The organism is Massilia paldalensis, from assembly GCF_044901715.1.
In the GTDB taxonomy this organism is placed as follows: Bacteria; Pseudomonadota; Gammaproteobacteria; order Burkholderiales; family Burkholderiaceae_D; genus Telluria; species Telluria paldalensis.
The window spans coordinates 347,505-363,499 of sequence record NZ_JBJCIU010000002.1; the positions used below are offsets into that span (position 1 = coordinate 347,505).

11 protein-coding genes are annotated in these 15,995 nt (G+C 70.8%); 2 read left to right on the top strand and 9 right to left on the bottom strand.

What is annotated here, in order from left to right:
* Nucleotides 1-3 precede the first annotated feature (3 nt).
* The 5 genes from ACI1V7_RS11300 to ACI1V7_RS11320 form a co-directional block, all read right to left on the bottom strand.
* Nucleotides 4-600 carry a PEP-CTERM sorting domain-containing protein gene (locus tag ACI1V7_RS11300; RefSeq protein WP_404531858.1) on the bottom strand — a complete coding sequence of 199 codons (597 nt, stop codon included), beginning with the start codon at nt 598-600 and terminating at the stop codon, nt 4-6.
* Nucleotides 601-626: 26 nt separating this feature from the next.
* Nucleotides 627-2,141, bottom strand: a complete 1,515-nt coding sequence (locus ACI1V7_RS11305; RefSeq protein ID WP_404531859.1) for a PhoX family protein — start codon at nt 2,139-2,141, stop codon at nt 627-629.
* A 159-nt stretch (nt 2,142-2,300) separates the two neighbouring features.
* A complete protein-coding gene (locus ACI1V7_RS11310) occupies nt 2,301-3,143 on the bottom strand; it encodes an alpha/beta hydrolase (protein WP_404531860.1) in 843 nt (280 codons plus the stop codon).
* 120 nt (nt 3,144-3,263) lie between these two features.
* On the bottom strand, nt 3,264-5,066 hold the full coding sequence (locus ACI1V7_RS11315; RefSeq protein ID WP_404531861.1) for a phytase: 1,803 nt from the start codon (nt 5,064-5,066) through the stop codon (nt 3,264-3,266).
* Entirely contained in the window at nt 5,066-7,564 is a 2,499-nt protein-coding gene (locus ACI1V7_RS11320) for a TonB-dependent receptor (protein WP_404531862.1), read from the bottom strand. Before ACI1V7_RS11320 ends, ACI1V7_RS11315 begins: the two co-directional genes overlap by 1 nt.
* Before the next feature lie 294 nt (nt 7,565-7,858).
* On the opposite strand from ACI1V7_RS11320, the gene ACI1V7_RS11325 reads away from it, so the two are divergent.
* Nucleotides 7,859-8,746: a GGDEF domain-containing protein gene (locus ACI1V7_RS11325; protein ID WP_404531863.1), complete on the top strand. Its 888-nt coding sequence runs from the start codon at nt 7,859-7,861 to the stop codon at nt 8,744-8,746.
* Nucleotides 8,743-9,777 carry an AraC family transcriptional regulator ligand-binding domain-containing protein gene (locus ACI1V7_RS11330; RefSeq protein WP_404531864.1) on the top strand — a complete coding sequence of 345 codons (1,035 nt, stop codon included), beginning with the start codon at nt 8,743-8,745 and terminating at the stop codon, nt 9,775-9,777. The genes ACI1V7_RS11325 and ACI1V7_RS11330 overlap by 4 nt, the downstream gene beginning before the upstream one ends.
* Here ACI1V7_RS11330 and ACI1V7_RS11335 read toward each other — a convergent pair.
* From ACI1V7_RS11335 to ACI1V7_RS11350, 4 genes are all read right to left on the bottom strand, one after another.
* Nucleotides 9,774-11,972: a PEP-CTERM sorting domain-containing protein gene (locus tag ACI1V7_RS11335; protein WP_404531865.1), complete on the bottom strand. Its 2,199-nt coding sequence runs from the start codon at nt 11,970-11,972 to the stop codon at nt 9,774-9,776. The genes ACI1V7_RS11330 and ACI1V7_RS11335 overlap by 4 nt on opposite strands.
* A 130-nt stretch (nt 11,973-12,102) precedes the next feature.
* Nucleotides 12,103-14,418 (bottom strand): xanthine dehydrogenase family protein molybdopterin-binding subunit, encoded by a 2,316-nt coding sequence (locus tag ACI1V7_RS11340; RefSeq protein WP_404531866.1) that lies wholly within the window; start codon nt 14,416-14,418, stop codon nt 12,103-12,105.
* Complete coding sequence (locus ACI1V7_RS11345) at nt 14,415-15,431, bottom strand: FAD binding domain-containing protein (protein WP_404531867.1); 1,017 nt, start codon at nt 15,429-15,431, stop codon at nt 14,415-14,417. Before ACI1V7_RS11345 ends, ACI1V7_RS11340 begins: the two co-directional genes overlap by 4 nt.
* A complete protein-coding gene (locus ACI1V7_RS11350; RefSeq protein ID WP_314541125.1) occupies nt 15,428-15,967 on the bottom strand; it encodes a (2Fe-2S)-binding protein in 540 nt (179 codons plus the stop codon). The genes ACI1V7_RS11345 and ACI1V7_RS11350 overlap by 4 nt, the downstream gene beginning before the upstream one ends.
* Nucleotides 15,968-15,995: the final 28 nt, after the last annotated feature.

The window sequence follows — 15,995 nt, forward strand, 5'->3', positions numbered from 1 at the left end:
TCGTTAGCCGCGCTTGCGCCGGCGTGCCGCCATCAGGCCCAGCATGCACAATGCCGGCACCATCATGGCCGCCGTTCCCGGCTCCGGCACCTCGGCCGCGACCGTGCTCGCGGCCGTGATCGTGAAGGTGTCGCCGGCGCGCAGGCCCGTGGTGGCGAGCAGCCAGTCGCTGCCGCCCGCATCACCGAACGGATTCCCGAACTGGAACTCGGCCCATTCCGGCGTGGAGAACGCGATGTTCGCCGCCTGCGGGCCGAAGCTGACGGTGCCGAGCGTGCCGAAGGCCGGCGTCACGCTGCCGCTGGCCGCGAACGTGATGCCCGTCAGCGAAAAGCTGAACTGCTCCAGCGCCGCGCCGCCGAGATTGCGCACCAGGGAGTTGAACGCGAGCGGGCCGGCCAGGTCGGCCTCTTCCAGCGTGAAGCGGAAGGTGGTGGGCGTGAAGGTGGCCAGGTCCAGGTCGAAGGCGACGGTGCCGGCGCCGCTGTAGTCGGCGCTGGAATTGCTGCCGCTGGCGCCCTGCAGGACGACGGCCTGGGCGCCCTGTGCCAGCGCCAGGCCGGCGGCGAGGAAGAGGGAGGCGAGAAGCTTGGCGTGCATGGTGGTCTCCTGTCGATGGCGCGCGCTCACAGCGGGCCCTTGGCCCAAGGGCCGGAAATGGCGAAGGTGATGCCCGGGGTCTGGATGTTCACGAACAGGTAGCGGCCCGTCGGGTCGAAGCAGGCGCCGGCGAACTCGTTGCCGCGGTGGTCGGCGGCCAGGCCGGCGTCCTTGCCGGCGGCGCGCAGCTGGGCGGCGCTCAGCACCACGTTGTTCTTGGCGAAGATGTAGGCATTGCCGTCGCCCGTGATGCCCATCAGGCGCTGGCCGAAGCCGAACATGTCGGTGGTGGCGCTGGATGCGTCCTCGCAGATCAGGATCGCGTTGCGCGGGCTGATCGTGAGGTTGTCGCCCATATTACCGACCGTCGTGTTGGGGCTGGAGTAGATGCAGGTCATCGTCTGCGCGGCCAGGTCCAGTTCCCAGATCGCGCCGCGCTGCACGCTGCCGCCCGCGGTGTCCATCACGAACATCCTGCCTTGCGCGTACCAGATGCCTTCGCCGCGGTTCATGCGCAGCGCGCCCTGCTGCCAGCCCTGCAGGAAGGGGCCGGCCGCGCCCGTGATCATGGCGCCGGTGGGGCCGGCGGCGTTGCCGCGGTTGGCGTCCGGATCGGCGATATCGACCCATTCGAGCTGGTAGGTGTCGCCGACCAGGCCGCCGGCCAGGCTGGCGTTGACGATGCCCTTGGCCCTGGCCATCTGCAGCACGCCGCCGCGCGCCAGTGCGCCGTAGCCGCCCGTCTTGATGAGGGGGACGTAGCGGTAGAAGCCCGACTTGCCCGACTGGTCCTCGGTCATGTAGACGTTGCTGGTGGCCGGGTCGACGGCGGCCGCCTCGTGCGCGAAGCGGCCCATGCCGACGATCGGCAGGCCCGTCGTCTGCGTCGTCTCCGTCGACACCTCGAACACGTAGCCGTGCTTCTTGCCGGAGCCGCTGACGGCATCCGAACCGATCTCCTCGCAGCTCAGCCACGTGCCCCAGGGCGTGATGCCGCCGGCGCAGTTGCCGTCGGTACCGCCCAGGCTCGGCGTGACGCTGACCCAGTTCCCGTCGCGGAACAGCAGATTCGTCGTGCCGCCACCCAGCCGCGTCGACGCGCCGGCGCTGCTCGCGCCCGTGTCGTAGGCGCCGAAGGCATGGATGAAGCGGTCCTGCGCCACGGCGTGTACCTCGTGGTTGCGCACCAGGACCAGCTCCGTGCTGCGGCCGACCTTGCGCGACAGGACCACGCCCATGCCGTCGTGGGCGGCGGGGCAGGCGTGGCCGTTGGTCATCGTGTCGCCGGTCCAGCCGAAGCTCTTGTAGGTGAAGCCCGGCGGCAGCTGCAGCAGCGGCAGGCCGGTCGTCATGTCGTTGACGGGGGCGATCGGGCCGTAGGGGCTGTCGATCAGGTTGCTGGTCTTTCCTGCGGCCGAGCTAACGGCGATGGCTTCCTTCGCCTGCAGTGCCGCGAAGGCACCGACGAAGGGCAGGGTGCTGGCGCCGGCCATGCCCTTGAGCAGGTTGCGCCGCGACGGCGAGATGGCGTGGTTCGTCATGCTGAACTTCTCCCAAAGTCAGATGAAACGGTCAGGGGGCCGCGCTCGGATGGCACGGTTCGATGTATTAAAACAAACGAAAATGTCACGCCGGTGACAGCAAAATGACAAGATCGTCGGTACGCCGGGAGCCGCGTACGACGGGAAGGGACGGGGAAATCAGGCGGCGAAGCGCAGCAGCCAGTCGCGCAGGGGACGCGCGGCGTCTTCCCAGCGCGGATCGAGCATCAGCGCATGGGCCAGGCGCGGCACCATCGTGGGGGCGACGCCGTAGTAGGCGGCCGTGCCCTGGACGGCGTCCGGGCGGATGAAGCGGTCGTCCAGGCCGCCCAGCACGAACATCGGCGGCACCTGCCAGGGCATCGGCGCGAACGGACGCCAGCCCTGCAGCTCGACGCCCACGTGGCGCGATTCGCCCTGCACGCGGCTGGCGAAGCGCGCGTAGTCGGCGTCCGGCAGGTCGCTGGAGAACAGGTGGGGGCGCAGGACGGCGGGGTCGAGCAGCTGGTCGCCCGGCATGCCCAGGCGCGCCAGCTGGTTGAACAAATCGGGCGAGTTGATCCACATCTGCCAGGCCGAGTAGGCCAGGCCCCAGGGCGGCACGGAAGCCATCAGCGCGACGCCAGCCGCATGGCCGCCGCCGCGCAGCCAGTCCTGCACCACGGCGCCGCCCAGCGAATGGCCGACGACGACGAGGGGCGCGTCGCTGCCGGCGGCAATGGCCGACGCCGTGCGCCGCAGGTCGGCCGTGTAGTCGGCCAGGCGCCAGTCGTTCAGGCGCTCGCGTCCCGCGCTGCCGCCGTGGCCGCGCAGGCTCAGCGCATGGACCTCGAAGCCGGCATCGGCCAGGTAGGGCATGAAGTGCTCCTGCCACACCCAGGCGCCGACGCAGATCCCGTGCACCAGCAGCACGCGCGGCGCGTTGGCGAGGGGACGGGACGGGCGGCGGACGAAGGTTTCGAGGGGCAGCATGGTCGCGGGCGGGAACGGTGTCGCGTCCATGGTAGCGCAGGCGCGGCGATGGCGGCGGACGCGATGCGCGGTGCGGATGCCCACCGTACGGCGCCGACAGGTAGGGTGGGCACCACGTGCCCACCCTCATCGCCTGCGATGCGTCGGCTTCTATTCCAGCCCGAGCGCCTTCGCCACGTCCTCCCACGCCACCAGCTTGAAGTTCTGCGGCCCGTCCGGCAGCCGCTTGTGCCCGTCCTGCACCACCAGCAAGCCTTTCGCATACGGCCCGCCCAGGCGCGCCGACGTCACCTCCAGGCCATCCGTGTCCGACGCGCCGTCGATGCCGGACTGCGCATCGATGCCGATGCGGAAGGCGCCGCGCACGCGGAACGGCGGTGCCGCGTCCAATACCACATAGCTGTCGTTGCCCTGGCTCGACACCACCAGCCAGCTGCCCTTGCTGCCGTGGTAGAGGCCCATGCCTTCGACGTCGGCATGCAGCACGTCGCCCACCGCCAGCACCATGCGCGGCGCCGCCGGCCGCGACGCATCGGCGTCGACGACCCACACGCCGCGGTCTTCCTCGCCCATGAACAGCAGGCCCGTCCTGTCGTCGGCCACGCAGCCTTCCGGCTGGCTCGCCAGGCGGAAGCGGCGTTTCAGCTCGGCGCCGAAGCGGCCCCCGTTGCGCGTGATGCGGTAGTGCAGGTAGCGGCCGTCCTTGTCGTTGACGAAGGCGTCCAGGCCGCCCTGCGGCGTGCGGTACAGGCAGGCGCCGTAGATGTCGTCCAGCGGCGTCGGGATGCGCGCCACCTCGGCCACCTTGCCGTGCGCATCGATCGCGAACAGCACCATCGCGTTCTCGTCGCGCTGCGTCGCCATCGCGAGGTCAACGCGGGCGCCGCCGATGCGCAGGTCCTGGCGCACGTCGACGTTGTTCAGGCGGCCCGTTTCCAGCAGCTGCAGCTGGCGGCCCTGCAGGTCGTACACGAGCAGGCCCTGCTTCTTGTTGGTGCCGAGGATGCGCGCGCCGTCCGGGTCGGACGGATGCACCCAGATGGCCGGATCGTCGGCGGCGTCGCCCGCGCGCGCGACGGGGTCCGTCTGGGCGCGCGCCGTGACGATCGGCAGTGATTTGCTCGGCGCCGCCGTCGCCGTCCATGCCAGGCCGGCGGCATGCCAGCCGTCCTTGCCGCGCGCCAGCAGCGGCGCGCCGGCGGCCAGGCCGGTCGCCTCCATGGCGAGGGGCGCCTGCGCCTGCCAGGCGTCGTCCTCGCGGCGCCATGCGTGCAGCGTGCCTTTCGCATCGAGCGCGGCAACGCCGCCCGGCAGCACGGCGATGGCGCCGGCGCCGCCGGCCAGCTTGCCGAACGGCGCGCGCACGTCGACGGGATGGCGGGCGCCGCCGCTCTCCGGGTCCGCATCGTAGGCCCACAGGCCGAAGTCCGCTTCGCTGACGTACAGCGTGGCCGTCGCATCGTCGACGCGGCAGTGCTTCACGCCGGGCGGCAGCGCCAGGTGGCGCACCAGGCGCGGCGTGGCGCCGAGCAGCCATTGCTGCGCCTGGCCATCCCTGGCGACGAGGAAGGCGTGGTCGAGGTGCTGGGCGTCGCGGTACAGGCAGGCCGCCTCGATGCCGAAGCCCGTTTCCGGCAGGGCGGGCAAGGCCTGCAGCGTGCCCGCGGCGGCGTCGGCGAGAACGGGAAGCGCGCGCTCGGTATTGGCGTCGACGACGAGGGCCAGCACGCCGCCGGCGCTGTTGCGCACGTCGAACTGGCGCGGCCGCAGGGCGATGGCGCCGTGTTGCGTGCCGTCGGGGCCGACGAGGCGCAGCCCGCGTTTGTCCAGCGCCAGCCAGGCGCCGCCCGGCAGCGGGGCGACGTCGGCGGCCGTGGCCAGCGCGGCCGGAACCTGCTGGGCACATACCGACGATGCCGCCGCCAGCAGGGAAAGGAACACCAGGGACTTCATCAGAACAGGCTCGCTTTCAGGCCGACCTTGTAGGTGCGGCCGTATCGTTCGTACTGGGCGTTGTGACCCTTCTCGCCCTGGTAGACATAGTATTTTTCGTTGTTCAGGTTGGCCGCCTCGAAGGACAGCGCGACGCGCTTCGTCAGCTGCCACTGCAGCGAGAAGTCCACCTGCTTCTGGGTGTCGACGGTGCGGTCCTGGGCCGGGTCGAGCACGTCGGCGCCCAGTTCCAGCAGGTAGGGCGACTTGTAATTCAGCGCGATGCGGGTGCTGACCGGGCCGGCCTCGTAGCCCAGCATCAGGTTGGCCATGCGGCTGGACTGGCCCGGCATGCGGATGCTGCGGCCGGCGCGGCCGCCGCTGGCGGCGTCGAAGCTGGCAATGTCGGCCGACGACGACGTCAGCGTGCCGTTGACGCCGACCAGCAGGCCGTCGAACGGGGCAGGCAGCATGCGCAGCGGCTGCTGCCAGGCCAGTTCGATGCCGCGCACGGTGGCGCTGTCGCCGTTGGCATAGGACACGGCGCTGGTATAGCCGGCCCAGGCGCCGCTGCCCGCCAGGTTGGTCGAATAGGTGAAGTTCTTGATGTCCTTGTGGAACACGTAGGCCGACATGACGCCGTCGCGGCCGATCGTGCGCTCGACGCCCAGGTCGATGTTGTGGGCCTTGAGTGGGGCCAGGTCCGGGTTGCCGATGGTCGCCTCGGTGGCGCTGTCCAGGCTCACGCCCGGCGCCAGCTGGCTGAAATTGGCGCGCACGACGGCACCGGTCCAGGCGGCGCGGATGCTGGTGGCGGCATCGACGTCGAAGCGCGCCTGCACGTTGGGCAGCCAGTTCGTATAGGAGCGGCCCGCATTGCGCGCGCCGATCTTGTCGCCGGCGGCCTGGAAGCCGTCCGCCGCGAACTTCGTGTGCTCGGCGCGCACGCCGGCCAGCAGCCACCACGGGCCGCGCGAGAACGTGGCCTGCAGGTAGCCGGCGTCGATGTCCTCCTTCATGCGGAAGTCGTCGAGCGCCGATTCCACGGCCAGGCGCGCACCGGCGCGCGGCAGGCCGGCGACGCGGGCGCGCAGCAGCGCCGGATCGATGGCGGTGCCGATGGTGCCCAGCGCGTAGTCGAGCTGGTGGTCGCCGACGAAGGCCGTCAGCGCCGTCGGTCCCGGACCCCAGTAGTTGCCGCTGCTCGACTTGCTGCTGTTGTAGGCCCACTGGTTCGTGTCGTTGTCCTTGTCGCGGCGCGTCGTCTTGGCGCCGAACTTCAGGGCGCCGCGCCAGTCGGCCAGGTCCATGTCGCGGGTCAGGTCGAGGCGCAGCTGGCGCGTGCTGTCCTTTGAATAGCGCTGCTGCAGCGTGATCGCGTTGAGTGCATAGCTGGCCGGATCGAACACGGCGGCGGGCGCGATCAGCTGCGGCTTGACGCCGTCCGTGAAGCCGATGCCGGCGAAGTTGGACACGCCGCGGAACCTGCCGTCGTTGAGCGCCTCCGGCGTGTCCTCGGTGGCGCGGCTGCCGGCCGCCTCCAGGTGCAGCGACCATTGCGGCGCGATGCGCTGGTCGGCCACGGCGCTGAGCGAGCGGATCTCTTGCGTAAACTTGCGCTGGCGCAGGCGGCGCTCGACGCGCGCCGTATCGGTCACGCCTTCGGCGAGGTCGCCCTTCTTGACGTTGCTGACGGTGAGGCGGTCGCGCACCTCGTCGTCCGAGAAGCGGCTCACGAAGCCGTGCAGCGCATAGCTGGACGCGGCATCCGGACGGTAGTCGAGGTTCAGCGCGCCGGCATAGCGCTCGCGCACGGGCAGGTAGTCGCGCAGCTCGAAGCCGGCCAGGCGGTCGCCGTTCCAGGCGCCGCCCGTCTCCACGTTGTCCGAGCCGAACTTGCGCTTTTCGCCGGAGAGGCCGGCGGCCACGCCCAGCTTGCCGTCCATGAAGCGCTGCGCCCACAGCGCATTGCCGTTCGGGCTGGTCTGCGAGGTCAGCCGATCGTGGCTGGCGCCGGCGCCCACGCTGAGCAGGCTGCCCGGCAGGTCGAACGCGGACAGGGTCTTGACGTCGATGCTGCCGCCCAGCGCATTGGCATCCTGGTCCGGGGTCAGGGTCTTGGTCACGGTCAGCGAGCGGATCAGGCCCGCCGGCAGCACGTCCAGCGCCACCGCGCGCCGGCCCGCCTCGGGCGACGGGACGAGGGCGCCGTTGATGGTCACGCTGTTGTAGTCGGCATCCAGGCCGCGCACCACGACGTAGCGGCCTTCGCCCTGGTCGCGCTGCACGGCCACGCCGGGCAGGCGTGCCAGCGCCTCGGCCGCGTTCTTGTCCGGCAGGCCGCCGATGTCGTCGCTGCTGACGACGCTGACGATGTTGTCGGCCTTTTCCTGGGCCGCGATGGCGGATGCGAGGCTGGCGCGCTGTCCGGTCACGACCACGGTCTGGTCGGCATGGGCGAGGCTGGCGGCCAGCAGGCTGGCGCCGAGGGCGAGGGGTGTCAGGGCAACGTGGCGCATGGTCTTGGGCGATGATGTTGTTGGAATGCGGCGCATTCTCGGGGGCGAATGTGACGGGTCGGTGACGGACTGCCGGCGCCGGCCCGCCGGGACGCGCCGGCGGCGCCGCTGCACACGCGGCATGAGCCGAAATGACCCGTTTCGCGTCCGCCCGCCGGCTCCCGGGCGCCCGGGGCCGCGCCGTAAAGACTCCCCGGGTGCGCGCGGCGTGAGCCGTTCGGACCCGTGCGCGGATGCGACAGGCTTGCCGCGTTGTCATCCTCCCGTCACATGGCCGCGCTATGGTCCCCGGCCATGCCTGCCTTCCTCCCCATCCTCCGCTCCGTTGTCCGCCCCCTGATCCGTCCCGTCGCGCTGTCCCTGTGCGTGCTCGCCGCGCTGGCCTTCCTGTACGCCACCTGCGGCGCCGCCAAGCCGTTCGCGACCTGGCACTGGATCGACGTCCTGGAGGAGGGCGGCACGGCGCTGCTGGCGGCCGTGTGGGGCCTGCTGGTGCTGGCGAGCCGGCCGGACGGCAGGGTCACGCGCCTGCTGGCGGGAGGGCTGGCCTGCATCATGTTCGGCTCCTGGGCCGATTGCATGGACGAGTTCTGGCGCATCGACAAGGGCGCCATGTGGGACAAGGCGCTGGAAGGCCTCGTGCCGCTGGGGATGCTCGTGCTCACGGCCGGCATGTTCTACTGGCGCAAGGAACAGGCCCACCTCAACGAGCACCTGAAGAAGCGCGAACGCCTGTTCCGCAACCACCGGCCGTTCGACCGCGTCACCCAGCTGGCCGATGCCGGCTACCTGCGCGAGCAGCTGCGCCGCGAGGCCCAGCAGGGCGGCCCCTGCGCGCTGGTCCTGCTCGACATCGACGGCTTCCACCGCATCAACCGCGAGCATGGCCACCCGGAGGGCGACCGCGCGCTGCAGGCGGTGGCGCACATGCTGCTGCTGAACCTGCGCAATGACGACCTGCTGTGCCGCTACGCGGGCGACCGCTTCGCCGTGCTGATGCCCGGCCTGGAACTGGACGAGGCGCACTACGCCGCGCGCCACCTGTGCGCGATGGTGGGCGCCATGCGCCACTACGCGGGCGCGCGCCGCGTGCCCATCAGCCTGCGCCACGACTGCGCGCCCGCGCGCGGCGCGCCGGACAGCCTGCTGGCGGACTTGTGCAGCCGGATGGACGCGGCGTGATCGCCTGGCGGGCGGCCACCGAACCGTCGATCCCGGCGCGCCAGCAGCCGGCGCTGGCGCTGGAATACGGCCGCGCGCGCGACGCCGGCGACGGCGCGCTGCTGCGCGCCACCCGGCTGGAACCACTGCTGGACCCCCATCTGCCCCCCGGGCTGCTCGTGGCTCCGACCCAGTACCTGCAGCTGCTGGCCAACCTGCTGCGCGCGCTGGACAGCCCGGACACCAGCTTCATGCTGGGACAGCAGCTGCTGCCCGGCCACGACGGCGCCGCCAGCCATGCGCTGGTGCAGGCGCCCACGCTGCGCGCGCTGCTGGCCACGCTGTGCCGCTGGCATGCGCGCCTGACCCCGCTGCTGCGGCCCCGCCTCGAGACCTGGGACGAGGTCGCGGTGCTGTACTGGGTCGACAGCCAGGGCGCCCCCGGCCTGCGGCCCGCGCTGGTGGAAATGCACATGACGGCCGTGGTCGCGCTGTGCCGCTGGCTGGGCGGCGAGCGCCTGCCGTGGCGCTTCTGCTTCAACCGCGCTGCGCCCCGCCACGTCGAGCAGCATCACGTGCACCTGGGCAGCGCGCTGCGCTTCGACTGCCAGCTCGACGCCATGCTGATCGACGCCGCATGGCTCGACCGGCCCTGGCCGCGCGGCAGCGCGGTCGCGGCCAAGCTGGCGGACGATGCCGCCGCGGCCGAAGGCGAGCGGCCGCCCGGCCTGCTGGCGGCGCTGTACGACTACCTGCTGGAGCACGTGCGCACGGCGCCCACGCTGGAGCGCACGGCGCTCGATTTCGGCGTCAGCCCGGCCACGCTGAAGCGCCAGCTGGCGCGCCACCACACCCATTTCCAGGCCGAGCTGGACCAGGTGCGCACCCACGTGGCGCTATGGCTGTTCCAGGCGCGCCGCTTCGACAACGACGACGTCGCGGATTACCTCGGCTTCCACGACGCCGCCAACTTCCGCCGCTCGTTCAAGCGCTGGACGGGCATCACGCCGGCCCTGCTGCGCGCCACGCTGGCGGGCGCGCTGTCCGCCTAGCGGCGGCCAGCCGGGGCGGCCGGCGCGGTCGGCGCGGCCGCGGGGGAGCCGGCGATGGTCCCCGCGGTGGTCCCGCCGGCGGCCGGCGCGACGGGATCGAGCCGGACCATCGTGCAATCCTCGGCCGCGCACGCCTGGGCCAGTACCTGGCGCCGGTCGTTGATGTCGCGCGCCCCGACGAGGATCCAGCCCGGCGGTAGGGCCGTCAAGGCATGCAGGTCGCGCAGCGTGCCACCTTCGTAGAGGAAGGCATGCTGCTCCGTGTCCCCGGCCAGCAGGGAGCCGCCGACCACGGCGCCGGCATTGTTGATGCCCTGGGCCGCGCCGTAGCTGCCGCCGAGCGTGCCGAGGTCGTGCATGATGCCGTCCTGGTACAGGAAGGGGTGGTAGCCGCTGCCGAACGGATCGTAGACGTATTCGGCGCCGCCGACGACCTGGCCGGCATCGTTGATGTCGAAGGCTTCGCTGTTGATGCCGTCGCCGATGGCGCCGATGTCGACGAGCACGCGGTCCTTGTAGATGAAGCCGCGGCGGTCGAACGGGCTGCGCTCGGTCTGCTTCTGGGCGGTGCCGGCCACCTGGCCGAAGCGGTTGATGGCTTCCACGTAGCTGAATTCGCCGTTGAAGGACGGGATGACGCGCAGCACGCCCAGGCGCAGCACCCAGCCGCGCCCGCGCTCGCCGGGACCCCAGCCGCCGTTGCCGGCGACGTCGCCGCGCGCATTGACGGCGATGCCCTGGCTGTCGGCCCAGGAACCGTAGCGTCCCAGGTTGGCGACGCCCGCGGCGGTCCTGATGAAGGCGTTGCCGTTCCACGTGCCGACGATGACGCCGCCGTCGCTGATGCCGCGTCCCGTGCTGCCGGGGGCCAGCGCGACGATGGTGGTGACGGTGCTGCCGTCCCAGATGGCGGCGGCGTCGCCGTAGCTGCCGACCACGTGGCCCAGGTTGTTGATGGCCTGGGCGTCGAAGCCGCGCGGCACGGCCGTCATGGTGAACGCGGGCGGAACGGTTGGCTGCGCCGACGCCGCCAGCGGTGCGCCCAATGGCGCCAGCAGCGCCAGCCTGCCAAGGGCATGTGCACGGCGGCGTGCGCGGCCCAGCAGGACGCCGACCAGCGCCAGGCCGGCCGCCAGCATGGCGCCGGAGGCGGGTTCCGGCACCGCCGGGATCAGGTCCAGGCGCACGGCGCGGCATTCGTCGGTGATGCCGTTGCAGGCGCGGGCCAGGATCTGGCCGGCGTCGTTGATGTCCAGCGCCGACACCAGGCGCCAGTCGCCCAGCGGATCGACGAGGGTGTTCAGGTCGACGATGCCGTGCTGCGCGTACAGGAAGGCGTGGTAGTCGTAGCCGCCGATATCGCCACCATCGCCGCCGCCAGCGACGCCGACGTCGGACAGGCCGACGGCCCATCCCAGGTTGTTGAGCGCAAGCGCGCGCGTGGAACTGCCGCCCAGCGAGCCCAGGTCGATCATGCCGAGTGTGTCGGAGGCGAGGAAGGCCAGTTCGGCGCTGCCGTCGGCATTCGTCGACCAGCCGGCCAGCGTGCCGGCATCGTTGATGTCCAGCCCCTCGCTGATGCGGCCGCCCAGCGTGCCCCAGGTGCGCAGCGTGCCGTCCTGCCAGGTGTAGGCCTGGCGGTTGCGGTCCGACCAGTCGTCATCCGTGGCGTTGGCATCGTTCAGCGTGCCGACCAGCGTGCCGGCGTTGTTCACGGACCGGGCGACGTCGTTGCCGCCGTCGAAGGGGAAACCGTAGTCGACCTGGGCCAGGTTGCCCTGCGCGTAGTAGAAGCCCGTCGTGGGGCCGTCGATGAAGGCGCTGGCCAGCGTGCCCGCCACGGCGCCGGCCTCGTTGATCGCCGTGGCCGAGCTGTGGTCGGCGCGGCTGGAAATGATCGTCAACACGTCGGCCGCGAACACGAAGGCCTGGTCGCGGTAGATGCCGACGATGTCCCCGCGGTTGTTGATGCCCAGGCCCTCGCTGCCGGGCAGCAGCTGGCCGTAGGACACCACGGAGGCGGGCGACCAGACCGCCGCGCCGCCGCCCGAGGTGCCGACGACCTGGCCGGCACGGTTGAGGGCCGCGGCCGTGAAGTCGGCGGGCAGGAAGGTCGGCGCATACCGCGGCGCCTGCTGCGGCGCGGCCAGCGCCGGGACGATGCCGCCGCACAGGATCGACAAGAATGACAGCAATAATTTCAAGCAATGTTTGTGCGCGGACATGGCATATCCCGGATGACGAGGACGAGTCCCCATCATCCGGCATGCATGCCGCGCGCCTGCTGCGCCAGCTCAGGTGCGGGCACTGCGCTTGCTCAACTCCTCAACGATCCGGGCCGTCCACCGGCACCTCGTGGTCGCCCATCAGGATCTTGTCCGGCGTGATCGGCGTGGTGCGCAGGCGCTTGCCCGTCGCGTGGAAGATCGCGTTGGCGACCGCCGCCGACACGCCCACGATGCCGATCTCGCCCACGCCCTTGGCGCCCAGCTGCTTGCTGACGATGCGGTCCTCTTCCTCGACAAAGATCACCTGGATGTCGTGGATGTCGGCGTTCGCGGCCACGTGGTACTCGGCATAGTTGTGGTTCATGAAGCGGCCGAGGCGGTGGTCGGTGAAGGTTTCCTCGTGCAGCGCCTCGCTGATGCCCCACACGACGGCGCCGCTGACCTGGCTGGCCGCCGTCTTGGCGCTGATGATGCGTCCGGCGGCCACTGCGCTCACGGCGCGCGTCACGCGCACCATGCCCAGCAGCTCGTTGACGCGCACCTCGACGAAGATCGCCTGGTGCACCGAGCGCGCATACTTGCGCTGCTTGAGCATCTGCGGCGTCATCAGGAATTTTTCCTCGACGCGCTCCTTGCCGGCCCTGGCCAGCAGGTCCGTCAGCGCCACGCCCTGCTCGGGTAGGCCGCGCAGGTGCAGGCGGCCGTCGTTGAACTCGACCTGGTTGATCTTCTTGCCCTTGAAGATGTCGCCGGCCTGCGACTGCGCCATCTTCAGCAGCGTGGACTTGAGCTTGTCGCAGGCGCCATGCACGCCGCCGCCGACCGTCGTCACGTGCGAGGAGCCGCCCTCGATCGGCGCCAGCGGCAGCGTCGAGTCGCCCAGCTGGAACGTCACCTGTTCCATCGGCAGGCCGAGCTGCTCGGCCGCGATCATCGCCATGACGGTATAGGTGCCGGTGCCGATGTCGGTCGCCGCGCTCGAGACGACCAGGCGGCCGTCCGCATGCAGCACGGCCGAGACGCGCGCCACCATCACCAGCGAATCCCAGATGCCGGTCGCCATGCCCCAGCCGACCAGCTCGTCGCCGTCGCGCATCGAGCGGGGCTCGATCGGACGGTCCTTCCAGCCGAAGCGCTCGGCGCCCTGCTGGTAGCACTGGCGCAGTTCCTTGCTGGAGAAGGGCTTGTCTTCCAGGTGGTTGTGCTCGGCGTAGTTCTTCAGGCGCAGTTCGAGCGGGTCCATCTTCAATTTGTACGCCAGCTCGTCCATCGCCACTTCCATCGCGTGCACGCCGTGCACGGCGCCGGGGGCGCGCATGTCGATCGGGGTGGCGCGGTCCTGGGCGATCAGCTTGTAGCCGAGGTGGATGTTCTCGCAGGCGTACATCTGGCCGGACCAGTTCACCACGACCTCGACGTAGTCTTCCAGGCGAGAGGTCTCCTGCAGCGCCTCGTGCCAGATCGCCTGCAGCTTGCCGTCCTGGCTGGCCGCCAGTTTCACCTTGTGCCAGGTCTCGGGACGGTGGCCGAAGCTGAACATCTGCTGGCGCGTGAGCATTACCTTGACGGAGCGCTTGAGCTTCAGCGCGGCCATCACGGCCAGCGGCAGCTGGTACTGCGGGCGCAGGCCGGAACCGAAGGCGCCGCCCACGTAAGGGTTGCGCACGGTGACCTTGTCCTTGGACAGGCCGAACACGTGCGACACGTACCAGCGGCTGTTCTGCGAGCTCTGGGTCTTGTCGTAGACGGTCAGGTGGCCGTTCTCGCCGACCAGCACGGTGGAGGCGAACATCTCCATCGGGTTGTGGTGCTCGACGTTGTTGTAGTACTCGGATTCGATCGTCACCGGCGCCGACGCGAACACGTCGTCGGCCTTGCCCTTCGACGAGGGCGGCGTGAAGCCGGCCTTCAGCGGCCGCGGCTTGTAGGCCTTGTCCAGGCTCTTCAGCAGGTTCGTATCGTGCTCGGCGACGTCGTAGGTGATGTCGACGAGGGCGGCGGCGTGGCGCGCGGCCTCGAAGGTCTCGCCCACGACCAGGGCCACCGGCTGGCCGCTCCAGAAGATCTCGTCCGAGAACAGCGGACGGAAGGGCGAGCCGGCCGGCGCCGTCATGTCCTTGTAGGCGAGGTCGTTGGAGCGCATCTTGGGACGGTTCTCGTGCGTGATCACGGCGATCACGCCCGGTACCGCCTCGGCCGCAGCGGTGTCGATGCGCTTGATGCGGCCCTTGGCCACCGTGCCGCTGACGACGACGCCGTAGGCCAGGTCCGGTGCGCTGAACTCGGCCGCGTACTGGGCGCTGCCGGTGACCTTGGCGCGGCCGTCGACGCGCGAGACCGCCATGCCGGCGCGCACGCGGCCCGTGCCGGCGGGCGCGGTCGGGGTCTTCAGGTCGGGAATCAGGTCCGTCATTGCTGTACTCCCTGTGCTTTGTCGGTGCCGCGCTTGGCGACGGTGAGTGCCTGGACGATGGCGTTCTTCGCCAGCACCAGCTTGAAGTCGTTCTGGCCGTAGCCGCGCGCGCCCTGCAGGATGCGGTCGGCGGCGGCGGCGAACGCCGTTTCGCTCGCGGTCTTGCCGACCAGCTCGCGCTCCGCGTCTTCCACGCGCCACGGCTTGTGCGCCACGCCGCCCAGCGCGATGCGCACGTCGCGGATGGTGTCGCCGTCGAGGTCGAGCGCGGCCGCCGCGGACACCAGCGCGAACGCATACGACAGGCGGTCGCGCACCTTGATGTAGGCGCTGTGGTCGACGAAACGCGCCGCGTCGGGCAGGGTGATGTGGGTGATCAGCTCGCCCGGCTGCAGGTTGCTGTCGATGTCGGGACGGTCGCCCGGCAGGCGGTGGAAGTCGGCGAACGGGATCGCGCGTGCGCCGCCGCCCGCGGAGCGCACGTGCACGGTGGCGTCCAGCGCGCGCAGGGCCACGCACATGTCGGACGGATGCGTCGCGATGCACTGCTCGCTGGTGCCGAGGATGCCGAGCTGGCGGTTGATGCCGGCCTTGGCCGGGCAACCGGTGCCGGGCTCGCGCTTGTTGCAGGGCGTGCCCACGTCGTAGAAGTACACGCAGCGGGTGCGCTGCAGCAGGTTGCCGCCGTTGGTCGCCATATTGCGCAGCTGCGGCGAGGCGCCGGCCAGGATCGCCGAGCGCAGCAGCGGGTAGCGCTCGCGCACGAGCGCGTGGTACGCCGTGTCCGCGTTGCGGGCCAGCGCGCCCAGGCGCAGGCCGCCCTCGTGTTCCTCGACGACGTCCAGGCCCTGGGTGGCGATCGCATTGATGTCGACGAGGCTGGCGGGCTGCATGGTGCCTTCCTTCATCAGGTCGAGCAGGTTGGTGCCGCCGGCGACGGGGCGCGCGCCGGAGGCCAGTGCCGCCAGCACGCCGTCGACGTCCTTGGGTTGGGTGAAGGTGAATGGATTCATGCCAGCACCGATCCGGTCGTGAAGCCTTCCTTCGGATCCGTCGCCTGGCCCGGCGTGGCGGGCTCGATGCCCAGCACTTCGCTGACCGCGCGCGCGATCTGCGGGTAGGCACCGCAGCGGCAGATGTTGCCGCTCATGAGTTCGCGCACGTCGTCGAAGGACTTGGCCTCGCCCTCGGCGATCAGGCCGGCGGCCGAACAGATCTGCCCCGGCGTACAGTAGCCGCACTGGAAAGCATCGTGTTCGATGAAGGCCTGCTGCAGCGGATGCAGCTCCTCGCCCTGGGCCATGCCCTCGATGGTCGTCACCTCGTGGCCGTTCTGCATGACCGCCAGGGTCAGGCAGGAATTCACGCGGCGGCCGTCGAGCAGCACGGTGCAGGCGCCGCACTGGCCGTGGTCGCAGCCTTTCTTGGTGCCGGTCATTCCGGCGCGTTCGCGCAGCAGGTCGAGCAGGGTGACCCAGGATTCGACCTCGAAGTCCCGGTCCTGTCCATTGATGCGCAGCCGGATGGGGTGTTGCTGGTAAGCGTCCATGGGCCGTCCTTTCGTTAGCGAAGCGTCC

Excerpts from the sequence above, each read along its gene's own strand:
- ACI1V7_RS11300 (WP_404531858.1), bottom strand. The coding sequence starts at position 600 with ATGCACGCCAAGCTTCTCGCCTCCCTCTTCCTCGCCGCCGGCCTGGCG.
- ACI1V7_RS11305 (WP_404531859.1), bottom strand. The coding sequence starts at position 2,141 with ATGACGAACCACGCCATCTCGCCGTCGCGGCGCAACCTGCTCAAGGGC.
- ACI1V7_RS11310 (WP_404531860.1), bottom strand. The coding sequence starts at position 3,143 with ATGGACGCGACACCGTTCCCGCCCGCGACCATGCTGCCCCTCGAAACC.
- ACI1V7_RS11315 (WP_404531861.1), bottom strand. The coding sequence starts at position 5,066 with ATGAAGTCCCTGGTGTTCCTTTCCCTGCTGGCGGCGGCATCGTCGGTA.
- ACI1V7_RS11320 (WP_404531862.1), bottom strand. The coding sequence starts at position 7,564 with ATGCGCCACGTTGCCCTGACACCCCTCGCCCTCGGCGCCAGCCTGCTG.
- ACI1V7_RS11325 (WP_404531863.1), top strand. The coding sequence starts at position 7,859 with ATGCCTGCCTTCCTCCCCATCCTCCGCTCCGTTGTCCGCCCCCTGATC.
- ACI1V7_RS11340 (WP_404531866.1), bottom strand. The coding sequence starts at position 14,418 with ATGACGGACCTGATTCCCGACCTGAAGACCCCGACCGCGCCCGCCGGC.
- ACI1V7_RS11345 (WP_404531867.1), bottom strand. The coding sequence starts at position 15,431 with ATGAATCCATTCACCTTCACCCAACCCAAGGACGTCGACGGCGTGCTG.
- ACI1V7_RS11350 (WP_314541125.1), bottom strand. The coding sequence starts at position 15,967 with ATGGACGCTTACCAGCAACACCCCATCCGGCTGCGCATCAATGGACAG.